The organism is Klebsiella sp. X1-16S-Nf21, assembly GCF_002837615.1.
In the GTDB taxonomy this organism is placed as follows: domain Bacteria; phylum Pseudomonadota; class Gammaproteobacteria; order Enterobacterales; family Enterobacteriaceae; genus Klebsiella; species Klebsiella variicola.
This window is the reverse complement of sequence record NZ_PJDK01000002.1, coordinates 64,746-77,506: the sequence shown is the minus strand read 5'-3', so window position 1 is coordinate 77,506 and position 12,761 is coordinate 64,746. Positions and strand designations below refer to the sequence as shown.

Annotated in this window: 12 protein-coding genes; 4 read left to right on the top strand and 8 right to left on the bottom strand. The window is 58.3% G+C overall.

Annotated features, from left to right (window positions below; translation table 11 throughout):
- Nucleotides 1-448: 448 nt before the first annotated feature.
- The 3 genes from livJ to CW267_RS01735 form a co-directional block, all read right to left on the bottom strand.
- Nucleotides 449-1,552 (bottom strand): branched chain amino acid ABC transporter substrate-binding protein LivJ, encoded by a 1,104-nt coding sequence (gene livJ / locus CW267_RS01745; RefSeq protein WP_002920812.1) that lies wholly within the window; start codon nt 1,550-1,552, stop codon nt 449-451.
- A gap of 257 nt (nt 1,553-1,809) precedes the next feature.
- A complete protein-coding gene (locus tag CW267_RS01740; protein ID WP_008806968.1) occupies nt 1,810-3,054 on the bottom strand; it encodes an aromatic amino acid transport family protein in 1,245 nt (414 codons plus the stop codon).
- A gap of 147 nt (nt 3,055-3,201) precedes the next feature.
- Nucleotides 3,202-4,467, bottom strand: coding sequence for a 4-aminobutyrate--2-oxoglutarate transaminase (locus tag CW267_RS01735; protein WP_012540384.1), 1,266 nt, complete (start codon nt 4,465-4,467; stop codon nt 3,202-3,204).
- A gap of 118 nt (nt 4,468-4,585) precedes the next feature.
- Here CW267_RS01735 and CW267_RS01730 point away from each other — a divergent pair, with 118 nt between their 5' ends.
- Complete coding sequence (locus CW267_RS01730; protein WP_100781142.1) at nt 4,586-6,109, top strand: PLP-dependent aminotransferase family protein; 1,524 nt, start codon at nt 4,586-4,588, stop codon at nt 6,107-6,109.
- A 52-nt stretch (nt 6,110-6,161) separates the two neighbouring features.
- Here the strand turns inward: CW267_RS01730 and rpoH are convergent, their stop codons facing one another.
- From rpoH to ftsY, 4 genes are all read right to left on the bottom strand, one after another.
- Nucleotides 6,162-7,016 (bottom strand): RNA polymerase sigma factor RpoH, encoded by an 855-nt coding sequence (gene rpoH / locus CW267_RS01725; protein ID WP_002920815.1) that lies wholly within the window; start codon nt 7,014-7,016, stop codon nt 6,162-6,164.
- 269 nt (nt 7,017-7,285) lie between these two features.
- Nucleotides 7,286-8,341, bottom strand: coding sequence for a permease-like cell division protein FtsX (ftsX, locus tag CW267_RS01720; protein WP_008806965.1), 1,056 nt, complete (start codon nt 8,339-8,341; stop codon nt 7,286-7,288).
- Nucleotides 8,334-9,002, bottom strand: coding sequence for a cell division ATP-binding protein FtsE (gene ftsE / locus CW267_RS01715; RefSeq protein WP_008806964.1), 669 nt, complete (start codon nt 9,000-9,002; stop codon nt 8,334-8,336). The genes ftsX and ftsE overlap by 8 nt, the downstream gene beginning before the upstream one ends.
- A 2-nt stretch (nt 9,003-9,004) precedes the next feature.
- Nucleotides 9,005-10,528, bottom strand: a complete 1,524-nt coding sequence (gene ftsY / locus CW267_RS01710; RefSeq protein WP_047667099.1) for a signal recognition particle-docking protein FtsY — start codon at nt 10,526-10,528, stop codon at nt 9,005-9,007.
- A gap of 183 nt (nt 10,529-10,711) precedes the next feature.
- On the opposite strand from ftsY, the gene rsmD reads away from it, so the two are divergent.
- A complete protein-coding gene (gene rsmD / locus CW267_RS01705; RefSeq protein ID WP_002920820.1) occupies nt 10,712-11,308 on the top strand; it encodes a 16S rRNA (guanine(966)-N(2))-methyltransferase in 597 nt (198 codons plus the stop codon).
- Entirely contained in the window at nt 11,298-11,573 is a 276-nt protein-coding gene (locus tag CW267_RS01700) for a DUF1145 family protein (protein ID WP_002920822.1), read from the top strand. Before rsmD ends, CW267_RS01700 begins: the two co-directional genes overlap by 11 nt.
- Before the next feature lie 13 nt (nt 11,574-11,586).
- Here the strand turns inward: CW267_RS01700 and CW267_RS01695 are convergent, their stop codons facing one another.
- On the bottom strand, nt 11,587-11,937 hold the full coding sequence (locus CW267_RS01695; protein ID WP_004173989.1) for a DUF2500 domain-containing protein: 351 nt from the start codon (nt 11,935-11,937) through the stop codon (nt 11,587-11,589).
- 150 nt (nt 11,938-12,087) lie between these two features.
- Between CW267_RS01695 and CW267_RS01690 the strand changes: the two genes are divergently transcribed.
- Entirely contained in the window at nt 12,088-12,714 is a 627-nt protein-coding gene (locus CW267_RS01690) for a lysoplasmalogenase (protein ID WP_004173987.1), read from the top strand.
- Nucleotides 12,715-12,761 lie beyond the last annotated feature (47 nt).

The following is a 12,761-nucleotide window of genomic DNA, read 5'->3' as shown; positions in this document are numbered from 1 at the left end:
GAAATTGTAGCCCCGGTAAGCGCAGCGCAACCGGGGTCAGACAACGCATCTGCGGCGTGAAAGGCCCCCCCCCATTTAACCCAGCATTTCGCGTTGCAAAAAGGCGTCAAGACCCGAAATCCCCGGGAGCTTACATCAGTAAGTGACCGGGGTTGAGGGACGCAGACAACGCATTTGCAGCGTGAAAGGCGCCCCCCATTTAACCCAGCATTTCGCGTTGCAAAAAGGCGTCAAGACCCGAAATCCCCGGGAGCTTACATCAGTAAGTGACCGGGGTTGAGGGCCGCAGACAACGCATTTGCAGCGTGAAAGGCGCCCCCCATTTAACCCAGCATTTCGCGTTGCAAAAAGGCGTCAAGACCCGAAATCCCCGGGAGCTTACATCAGTAAGTGACCGGGGTTGAGGGACGCAGACAACGCATTTGCAGCGTGAAAGGCGCCGGTTAAATTATTTGGCGTCGGTCGCCGTACCGTTAGCATGCCAGGTAAAGACACCGAACTCGAAGCCTTTCAGGTCGCCTTTCTGATCCCACGACAGCGGGCCCATCACGGTGTCTACCGTCGCGCCTTTCAGGTATTTAGCGATTTCCGCCGGATCGTCAGACTGATTCAGGCCCGCCTGCAGCGACTGCAGCGCCGCGTAGGTGGTCCACACGAAGGCGCCGCTCGGATCCTGTTTCTTCGCCTTGATCGCATCCACGATCGGTTTGTTCGCCGGCACCTGGTCGTAGTTCTTCGGCTTGGTCACCAGCAGGCCTTCCGCCGACTCGCCGGCGATGTTAGACAGGGAGACGTTCGCTACGCCTTCCGGGCCCATAAACTGGGTTTTCAGACCGGCAGCACGGGCCTGACGCAGGATCTGGCCCATTTCCGGGTGGTAGCCACCGTAGTAAACGAAATCGATATTCTCTTTCTTCAGGCGCGCCACCAGGGTGGAGAAATCTTTCTCACCGGCGGTGATGCCGTCGAAGAAGACCACGTTCGCCCCGCCTTTTTTCAGGCCATCCTGCACCGCACGGGCCAAACCTTCACCGTACTGCTGTTTATCATGTACCACAGCGATACGCTGCGGCTTCACTTTGTCGAGAATGTATTTCGCTGCGGTGGGTCCCTGATCGGAGTCCAGGCCGGTGGTGCGCAGGATCAGCTTATAGCCGCGCGCGGTCAGCTCCGGGGCAGTCGCTGCCGGCGTGATCATCAGAATGCCTTCGTCTTCATAGATGTCAGACGCCGGCTGAGTGGAAGAGGAGCACAGATGGCCAATAACGTACTTGATGCCGTCGTTGACCACTTTGTTGGCGACCGCTACCGCCTGTTTCGGGTCGCAAGCGTCATCATATTTGACGATCTGCAGCTTATTGCCCTTGATGCCGCCCTTAGCGTTGATATCCGCTACCGCCTGCTCGGCACCGGTAAACTCCTGGTCGCCGTACTGAGCCACCGGGCCGGACATCGCCCCGACGACCGCGATTTTGATGTCTTCCGCCAGCGCCGCGCTGCTCATAACTAAGGCAATACATCCTGCCAGTAACGCTTTACCCTTCATATTCATCCTGAGGCTCCCCATTATTATGGTTTTTGCATTTGTTGTGATGTTGTTTGTTAGCGCATTATTTTGTTTATATCGATAGGAAAAGCATATGATAGCTAATTCACCGGGGGCTGCTCGCGCTTTTGCAGCACACTATGCTAAACATACCGTCATTCTGAGGAATTTGAAACGACTAAATTGCGGGCTATGTAACAGATAAGTGACAAATAAAAAAACCGCGCCAGCATGAACCGGACGCGGTGCAAAACAGGCCCTGATTACCAGCCAGCGGGCAGGTAGCCTACCGCGGACGCTATCGCGTAGACGGCGCTGCAAAGATACAACAACACAATGAAGCATTGGATAAGCGGATGGGTCATCCAGGCCGGACAGGTCCAGCCTGGGGTCAGGTCGCCACGCTGGCGGGCGCCCTTCAGCATCAGGATCGGCATAATTGATAAAATGACGCCGCTGAACACTCCGGCAAAATAGAGCGCGTTGACGAAAGAAACCATGCCGCTATAGGCCAGCACGAACGGCGGGATCGCCACCACCAACAGCACCATCAGGCGCCGGGCGGGCTGTTCGTCATTCCCCAGGCGGAACTGATCGAAGATATTGGTCAGAAAGCTGCCGCCCAGCCCCCAGTAAGAGGTCAGCATGGCGCACAGCGCAAACAGGTTGGCCGAGAAGAACGCCCATTCGCCAAGCGCCCGGCCCCAGGAGATGGTGGCCACATCCGAGATATTGTCCAGGCCATTAAGCGAGATAACCGATAGCGGCACCAGCGCCAGCAGGGCAAAGGTCAAAGCCATACCGACCATAATGGCCCTGGGCAATTTTTCCGGTTTGTCGGCGAAGCCCCGCGCCATCTCCGGCACGATATACTGTGCCGAGAAGCAGAATGCCACGACATTGAAGACCGGAACCATATACAGCCAGTTGCCGTCGAGCAGATAGCCCACGCGGGTGGTCTCTTTCAACAGCGTGGCAATCACCAGCACCGAGATCATCACCACCATACCGATGCTGATAAATTTCTCGCCGCGGCCAATCGCCTTCAGGCCCAGGTAGAGCACCCCTGCCGCCGGGACGAAAAACAGCACGCTGCCCAGCGCCGGCGAGATGCCAAACAACGAGTGCAGCAGCTTGCCGCTGCCGGTCATATAAGCCGTCAATGCGCCGACGCTGTTGACGCAAACGGAGAGGAACATCATCAGCGCGCCAAAGCCGCCGACGTAGCGCTTCGATAAACCGCTGAGCTGCAGATGTTTACGGGTGCGGAGCGTGGATTCCGCGACATAGAGCATAGTCACCGTCGTCAGGCTGCCCACCAGCACCAGCCAGAACAGCAGCGGTAAGAAGCCCGCTTTGCTCGACGCATAGGCGATAGAGAGGACACCCGCACCGATATTGGTACCGACAATCATCGATACCCCTTCGATGAAGCTCAGAGATTTTGTAGGGACAGCCGTACGTTCCCGGCCGGTGAGGACGGGAGAAAAGGTGGAGTTTTCAGACATAATACTTTCCGTTTTACTCCGGCGGTTTTTACCGCCGGAAAAAAGGTGATATCAGGGTGATAAACCACTCACGCTGAGCATGAACAGCCGGCTGCGGCGTCCTGTTTCTGTTCGGCTTCCCTGCCGCCGCAGCCCGCCGGGGAGACGTTAGCTCTTCAGGATGCGCGCCAGAATATCCAGCGCTTTCGAGAACTGGGCGTCGGGGATAGTCAACGGATACAGGAAGCGGATCACGTTGCCGTAGACGCCACAGCTCAGCAGCAGCAGGCCGTTTTCCTGCGCTTTCTGTTGCACAAGGCGGGTGAACTCCGGCGACGGCTCGCCTGTTTGCGGATCGTTAAACTCCACCGCCACCATCGACCCCCGGCCACGGACATCCACGATCGCCGGGCAGGTAGCGCGCGCCTGGTTGAGCACTTCCTGCAGATGGCTACCCAACTGCTCAGCGCGCTGGCACAGCTGTTCTTCGGCAATGACATCCAGCACCGCGTGCGCCGCGGCCACCGCCAGCGGGTTACCGGCATAGGTTCCGCCCAGCCCGCCTGGGGCTGGCGCATCCATCACCTCGGCGCGACCGACAACGCCCGACAGCGGGAAACCGCCGGCGAGGCTTTTCGCCATCGTCATCAGATCCGGTTTCACCTCATAGTGCTGCATAGCGAACAGCTTGCCGGTGCGGGCGAAACCGGTCTGCACTTCATCAGCGATCAGCAGAATACCGTGGGTATCGCACAGATCGCGCAGCGCCTGCATAAAATCGGCCGGCGCGACGTTAAAGCCGCCTTCCCCCTGGATCGGCTCGAGGATGATGGCCGCTACCTGGTCCGGCGCAATATCCGCTTTGAAAATGCGCTCCAGGCTTTTCAGCGCATCCGCGGTGGTCACGCCGTGCGCCTCATTGGGATAAACGCCGTGATAGACCGATCCCGGGAAGGGCCCGAAGCCGATTTTGTAGGGCGCGACCTTACCGGTGAGGGCCATGGTCATAAAGGTACGGCCGTGGAAGCCGCCGCCGAAAGTAATCAGCCCCGGGCGGCCGGTGTAAGCGCGGGCAATTTTCACTGCGTTCTCAACCGCTTCCGCGCCGGTGGTGAAGAAAGCCGTTTTTGCCGGCCCGTCAATTGGCGCCAGATCGTTGATACGCTCCGCCAGCGAAACATAACTTTCGTACGGCACAATCTGATAGGCGGTGTGGGTGAACGCCTGCAGCTGATCGGCGACCGCGGCGACCACTTTCGGATGACGGTGACCGGTATTTAACACGGCGATCCCGGCGGCGAAATCGATCACCTCATTGCCTTCGATATCCCACAGCGTGGCGTTTTCCGCCTTCTCGACAAAGTAGTTACACATTACGCCTACGCCGCGCGGCGTCGCCTGCTGGCGACGTTGATTCAGTTCTGAGCTTTTCACCTGCGAATCTCCTGTCGTGTATGTCACGTTATCGCAACAAATTAGAAACGATGTCGTTTATTTACACAGGAGTTGGCCCTATAATCGAGTACCAATTTAGAATATCTGAGGGATCCAATTGCGTTCGCTGGTGGGTGACCTGGTGCTGGTCCGTCTGCAGGAAGAGCGGGATCCTCTTCTGCACAAACGCTTATATAACGCGCTGCGCCGCGCGATCCTCGATGGTTCGCTGGCGCCGCAAAGCCGCCTGCCGCCGTCGCGCGATCTGGCGGGTGAACTCGGCGTATCAAGAAACACCATATTAACAACTTATGAACAATTACTGGCGGAAGGATATGTGGTTTCCCGCCGGGGAAGTGGAACATTCGTTGCCCAAACCGCCCCTGAGAGCTCATTGACGGCTAAAGGTCAGCAAGAAAACAGCAGTATCGCGGCACCGACGGTGCATCTTTCACGCCGAGGCCAACATCTGCTCGGCCAGGTCAGCGCCAGCCCGCGCCAGTGGGGGGCGTTTATACCCGGCGTGCCGGACGTTAACGCCTTTCCCCACCCGCTGTTCAGTAAGATCCAGGCCCGTATCAGCCGTCGGCCCAAGCCGGAGCGGCTCAGCTATAGCTGCAACGGTGGCACCCCGGAACTGCAGCAGGCGCTGGTGGATTATCTGCGCGTGTCGCGCGGCGTCCACTGTCAGGCAGATCAAATTCTTATCACCGAGGGGATCCACCAGGCGATCGATCTGGTCACCCGCATGCTGTGTGATAACGGCGATCTGGCGTGGGTGGAGGAGCCTTCCTATTGGGGGATCCGCCACGTGCTGGCGATGAACGACGTTCGGGTGGAACCCCTGACCGTCGATGCCAACGGCCTGTGCCCGCCGGAAACGGTTGACGACGCGCCGAGGCTCATCTTCGTTACGCCTTCCCACCAGTACCCGCTGGGCGCGGTGATGAGCCTTGAGCGCCGCCAGCGACTGCTGGCGCTCGCCCGTCAGCAGGGGAGCTGGATCGTCGAAGATGATTATGACAGTGAGTTTCGCTTTTCCGGCCAGCCGATCCCCGCCCTGCAGGGTCTGGTCCCCGATGCCCCGGTGGTCTATATCGGCACCTTCAGCAAAACGCTCTATCCCGGCCTGCGCCTGGGCTACGTGGTGATCCCCCGTCCGCTGCTCAGCGATCTGAAGCACGCCCATGCCGAGCTTTACCGCGGCGGCCATTCGCTGATCCAGATGGCGCTGGCGGAGTTTATTACCGCCGGCCACTATTCGGCCCATATCCGCCGTATGCGGTTGCTCTACAGCCGTCGCCGCGCCTTTTTAACTGAGCTTATCCAGCGGCACTGTATGCCGTACGCCCTGTCTGACTTCAGCGATAATGCCGGGCTGCATTTGATCCTCAATTTGCCCGCAGAGGCTGACGATGTGGCGATTGCCAAAGAGGCTAATGCGCGCCACATTCTGGTGCGGCCGCTGTCGCGCTACTACCTGACGGCGGCGCGGAAGAAAGGATTACTGATGGGATTCGCCAGCCAGCCCGAAGAGCAGATGGCGCCGGCGTTCAGCGTCTTACTCGACTGCCTGCAGACGCACTGCCCGCAGATGCTCCTGCCCCGGGAGGACGCAGAAAAACAAAACGCCCCAACCTGAGGCGGGGCGTTATCGGGGAGCCTGATATCAGGTATCAGGCAGGCGTGGCGTATCAGGCTTCGATAGCGGCACGCAGTTTTTTCATGGCGTTCTTTTCCAGCTGACGCACACGCTCTGCGGAGACGCCGTAGCGGTCGGCCAGTTCCTGAAGCGTGGACTTGTTGTCTTCGTCCAGCCAGCGGGCGCGGATGATGTCCTGGCTACGCTCGTCCAGGCCCTGCATCGCGTCAGTCAGCTTATTCGCCGCCTGCTCTTCCCAGTTGTCGTCTTCGATGCCGTCGGCAAAGTTAGACGTTTTGTCCTGCAGATAAAGGACCGGCGCCATCGGCTGGCTGTCGGACTCATCGTCGGAAGACATGTCGAAGGTCATGTCCTGGGCCGCCATACGGGATTCCATCTCGCGGACGTCTTTGCTCGACACGCCCAGCTCACGGGCCACCATTTCCACTTCATCCTGGTTGAACCAACCCAGACGCTGTTTGGTTTTACGCAGGTTAAAGAACAGCTTACGCTGTGCTTTGGTGGTAGCGACCTTCACAATACGCCAGTTACGCAGCACGTATTCGTGAATTTCAGCTTTAATCCAGTGCACGGCGAAGGAGACCAGGCGCACACCCACTTCCGGGTTGAAGCGACGCACGGCTTTCATCAGGCCGATATTGCCTTCCTGGATCAGATCCGCCTGCGGCAGGCCATAGCCCGAGTAGTTACGAGCAATGTGAACAACAAAGCGCAGGTGAGACAGAATCAGCTTTTTAGCTGCTTCCAGATCGCCCTGGTAATGCAGCTTTTCAGCAAGCTCCCGCTCTTCATCAGCCGACAGCATCGGCCAAGTGTTAGCGGCCCGGATGTACGATTCCAGGTTACCAACGGGGGCTAAAGCTAAAGTTTGCATTTCTTTGGTCATTCAAATCCTCTCAATTGATATCTTCTGACGCGTTCTTGTCCCCATCAGGCAACAAGCATGCCAGCATTCATGAGCAACGAGAATATCACTCACATTAGTATCAGACAGTGATTTTATCCACAAGTTCCATGCAACGGTGTGAATAAATTACGCACAAAATGTGACACCACGATGAACAAGTGAGGGCAGGAAAAGGAGAACAAGCTTGCGGTATCTTTCCCTGCGAACAGGAACTCATTGCAGCAGGGAAAGATTATATCACGCTTTTTTTAATCGGGAGTAAAGTGACGTAAATGTTGCACTGTCGCCAGCCAGGCGGCGACCCACCCGATCATCGAGCAGACAATCAGCATCAACAGGCACTCGTCGAAGCCCAGGCCGCTCAGCTCAAACTGGGTGCCGAACACTTTCGCCACTTCGGTCACTGCCGACGAGAGGCGCATCACCAGAATCTCCGACAGGATCAGCGATAAAAACGCGCCGGAGAATCCCAGCATCGCCCCGCCGTAGAGGAACGGACGCAGGATAAAGCCGTCGGTGGCGCCGATCAGCTTCTGCACGTTAATGGTATCGCGGCGGGCAAAGATGCTCAGGCGCACGCTGTTGCCGATCACCAGGAACACCGCCGCCACCATCAGCACGCCGATCATCGCCGACACGCGGCCTACCAGCCCGGTAAGCGAGGAGAGACGGGCAAACCAGCTGTCGTCCATCCGCACCTCATCCACCCCCTGGATCCGCGATACCCGCTCGCGCAGGGTATTGAGCGCTTCCGTGCTCTGGAAATCCAGCTTCGGCACCACGATGGCGACCGCCGGCAGCGGGTTCTCTTCCAGCATATCCAGTGCGCCGCCAAAGCCTGACCAGTTACGGAATTCACCCAGCGCCTCGTCACGGGACAAATAGTTTACCTTGTCGACGCCCTGCTCCGCCTGCAGCTGGCCCACCACCCGCGCCGCGGCGTCGTCATCCAGCGTTTTTTCCAGATAAACGGTGATCTGCGGCGATGGATAATACTGTGACGCCGCGCTGCTGACGTTTTTGTAGACCATGTAGCAGACGCTTGGCAGGGTCAACGAAATGGCGATGACCATCACCGTCAGGAAGGTCGCCAGCGGCGTGCTTTTGAGATCCTGCAACGCGCCGTGCCAGGCATAGCGCACCTGTTCGTTGAACACGTTACTCTTACGCGAGGCCGGGTTAGGCGCCGCTTTCGGCCGTTTTGGCGCATTGCGCCCGCCGCCGCTGCCGCCCGCCGCGTTGCGCAGGCGATCGAACTTACTGCCGAACTGGCGAATCTGGTTCATTGCGTCGCGCTTATTCACCCCGAATGCCTCCATGCAGATGGCCGTCGCTGAGCGACAGCACGCGGTACGGACGACTGGAGATAAGCCCCAGATCGTGCGTCGCCATCAGTACCGTCACCCCAACGCGGTTAAACTCTTCAAACAGACGTAAAATCCCCTCCGAGAGCGCCTCGTCGAGGTTACCGGTCGGTTCATCCGCCAGCAGCACCGCCGGCTTGTTGACCACCGCGCGGGCTATACCGACGCGCTGCTGCTCACCGCCGGAGAGCTGAATCGGAAAGTTCTTCGCTTTGTCCAGCAGGCCGACCTTGTCCAGCGCCGCCGAGACGCGGCGACGAATGTCATCGCCGCTGGCGCCGGCGATAATCAGCGGGATCGCCACGTTGTCATACACGGTACGATCCATCAGCAAATGGTGGTCCTGGAAAATCATGCCGATCTGGCGGCGCAGGAACGGTACCTCACGGCTCTTCAGGCGGCTGATTTCATGACCGCTGAAGAAAATTTTCCCGGCGCTGGGCCGTTCGATACCACAGATAAGCTTCAGCAGGGTACTCTTCCCTGCGCCGGAATGGCCGGTCAGAAACGCCATCTCGCCCGGCTGCAGGTGGAAGGTCACCCCCTGCAGCGCTTGTCTCCCACCGAGATAGGCTTTGCTGACTTGTTCAAAGCGAATCATTCTTAATCCTCTCGGGCAAAAAGTGCCTCAATAAAGTCGCCCGCATTAAACGGACGCAGATCCTCAATACGCTCGCCGACGCCAATATAGCGAATCGGAATGCCGAACTGATCGGCCACCGAGAAGATCACGCCGCCTTTGGCGGTGCCGTCCAGCTTGGTCAGGGTGATCCCGGTCAATCCTACCGCCTCATGGAACAGTTTGGCCTGGCTAATGGCATTCTGCCCGGTGCTGGCGTCAATAGTTAACATCACCTCATGCGGCGCGTCGACGTCCAGTTTTTTCATCACCCGGACAATCTTCTTCAGCTCTTCCATCAGGTGCGATTTATTCTGCAGACGCCCGGCGGTGTCGGCAATCAGTACGTCAACATGGCGCGCCTTCGCCGCCTGAATGGCGTCGAAAATCACCGAGGCGGAGTCCGCGCCGGTATGCTGGGCGATCACCGGGATATTGTTACGCTGACCCCAGACCTGCAGCTGTTCCACCGCCGCCGCGCGGAAGGTATCCCCCGCCGCCAGCATCACCGATTTACCCTGCTGCTCAAACTGACGCGCCAGCTTGCCGATGGTGGTGGTTTTCCCCACCCCGTTTACGCCGACCATCAAAATAACAAATGGCGTTTTGCCTTCTACGTTCAGCGGCTCATCCACTTTGGCGAGAATCTCGCCCATCTCTTCTTTCAGCAGGCCGTACAGCGCTTCCGCATCGCGCAGTTGCTTACGGCTGGCGCCTTCCGTCAGGTTGGTAATGATCTTGCGAGTGGTTTCCACCCCGACGTCGGCGATCAGCAGTTGCTCTTCCAGCTCTTCAAATAGATCATCGTCGATCTTCTTGCCGCGGAACAGGCTGATAAATCCGGAACCAAGATTTTCTTTGGTTTTCAGAAGGCTACGCTTGAGGCGGGCGAAAAAGCCTTCTTTCGTCGGTTTTTCCTGCTCCTGAGCCAGCGCTTCCACCGGCGCCTCGTCCTCGGGCTCCGGCACTACGACCGCCGCCTCTTCGGCCGCCTCGGCCGCCAGCGCCAGTGCTTCCAGCTCTTCATCGCTTAACGGGGCGTCCTCTTCAGGGACCTCCGTCTCCTGCGGCTCGGCGATAACGTCTGCCACAGGCTGCTCTGCTACGGCTTCCGCCACCACCGGTTCGGCGATCACCTCTTCCGCCAGCGGCTCAACCACCGCAGGCTGTTCAGGCGGTTCGCTGACCGCGGGCTCCGGTTCAACAACAGGCGCGTCTTCGACCAGAGCAGGCGTTTCCACCCACTTTTCTTCCTGCACGCTGGCAGGCTCCGCGAGGTGCGCTTTTTCGCTTTCGACCACCGTCTCGGTCACTTCGACGACATCTTCGGCAAACGCCTCCGGGTCTGCTTTCGGCGCGCTCGGCTCAGCAGGGGTTTCCGCTACCGGCGACTCATCGGCAACCGCTTGTTGTTCTTCTACTTTTTGTTCAGTCTCGGTTTCCTGTGCCTGTTCTTTCTGTCCAAAGCCCAGCCAGGAAAAGAAGCCACGTTTTTTCTCTTTTGCCATTTGCGACCACACTCCTCGCTGTTTTATTCATGGCGCAGCTTCATCAGAAGCTGAAAAAATGATGAAATTAGTCGGATAGTCTATCACTTAACTTAACTCGCAGCACCGCCCCCGGATTAAGGTTTCGTCAACCGCCGTCGATCGCTAGAATAGCAGGCCGGAAGTTGAGACTTGAGCAGAGAGATGAAAAAACCAAACCACGCGGGCAGCGGCCAGATCCGCATTATCGGTGGGCAATGGCGCGGCCGTAAATTACCGGTGCCGGAGAGCCCGGGCCTGCGGCCGACCACCGACCGGGTTCGCGAAACCCTTTTTAACTGGCTGGCGCCGTCCATCGTTGACGCGCACTGCCTCGACTGCTTTGCCGGCAGCGGCGCGCTGGGGCTGGAGGCGCTGTCCCGCTATGCGGCCAGCACCACGCTACTGGAGATGGAGCGCGGCGTAGCCCAGCAGTTGCAAAAAAATCTCGCCACCCTGAAAGCGGATCGCGGCAAGGTGATCACCACCAACACCCTCAGCTTCCTGAGCCAGCCGGGGACACCGCACCAGATCGTGTTCGTCGACCCGCCGTTCCGTCAGGGGCTGCTGGAGGAGACGCTACGTCTGCTGGAGACACAAGGCTGGCTGGCCGATGAGGCCCTGGTGTATGTCGAAAGCGAAGTCGAAAACGGTTTACCGCCGGTGCCCGCTAACTGGCAGCTGTATCGTGAAAAAGTGGCCGGACAGGTCGCCTACCGTCTTTACCAACGTGAGGCCCAAGGAGAGCACCATGCTGATTAATTTAGGCCGCCTGCTGATGCTGTGCGTCTGGGCCTTTCTGTTATTGAACCTGTTTCAGCCCTTCCCGAAGCCGCTGAATATCTTCGTCAACGTCGCGCTGATTTTCATGATCCTGATGCACGGGCTGCAGTTGACGCTGCTCAAGGCGACGCAGCCGAAAGAGGCGCCGCCGCTGAGCCGCTTTGAGCAAATCCGCATTTTTATCTTCGGCGTGTTTGAGCTCGTCGCCTGGCAGAAAAAACTGAAGGCGACGCTGAAAAAGTAGTCCTGAAAAGGGCTCAGGGATCGGGCGTAAACGCCACGAACGCTGTGCCCTTATAACTCAACATCCCGCGATCGCCCACGCTCAGCGCATGATATTGCGGCGCGTCGAGGCGAAACACCACCTCCAGCCCACCGTTTTCGGGGCGAAAGCTCGCTTCATAGCGCATCTCACTGCCTGCGGGCGTCACCGTCTGCTGCCGCGAGCGCCGATCGTTAATCACTTTTTCCCGTTTATTGCTGACGATAACCCGCTTTTGTAGCAACGGCGCGGCGTCATTCGCCTGTTTCTCACGGCGCTGCTGGACATAGCGAAACGAAGCCGCCACCACAATCACCGCGACGACCAGAACAAAAAAGAGGGGCATTTTACTCATCAAGGTTACCCATAAAAAATATCAGGAATCAGCATACTGCGTCGGGAATAACATTGTCATCTGCTACGCCAAACCACTACACTGAGTTGTAGCATCACGCATCCGTAACTTTCTTTATGATAACAGATACAGGGACTTACTATGCTTTGGTCATTTATTGCTGTCTGTTTCTCCGCATGGCTTTATGTCGATGCATCCTATCGTGGGCCGGCCTGGCGACGTTGGGTATTTAAACCTGTCACCCTGATTCTGTTGCTGTTACTGGCCTGGCAGGCGCCGATGTTCAATGCCATCAGCTATCTGGTGCTGGCCGGCCTGTGCGCCTCGCTGCTCGGCGACGCCCTGACCCTGCTGCCGCGCCAGCGGGTGATGTACGCGGTGGGCGCTTTCTTCCTGTCACATCTGCTGTATACCATCTGGTTCGCCAGCCAGCTGACGCTGTCGTTCTTCTGGCCGCTGCCGCTGGTGCTGCTGGTATTCGGCGCCCTGCTGATGGCGGTGATCTGGAGTCGGCTGGAAGAGATGAAAATGCCGGTGCTGACCTTTATTGGAATGACGCTGGTGATGGTCTGGCTGGCCGGTGAGCTGTGGTTTGCCCGCCCCACCAACACCGCGCTGTCCGGTTTCGCTGGCGCGGCCCTGCTGCTGCTGAGCAATGCCGTATGGCTGGTGAGCCACTATCGTCGCCGCTTCCGCGCCGATAACGCCATTGCCGCCGCGTTCTACTTTGCCGGCCACTTCCTGATCGTGCGCGCGTTATACCTGTAATTTAGTCCTTGACTCTGGAGTCGACTCCAGAGTGTATCCTACGGCTA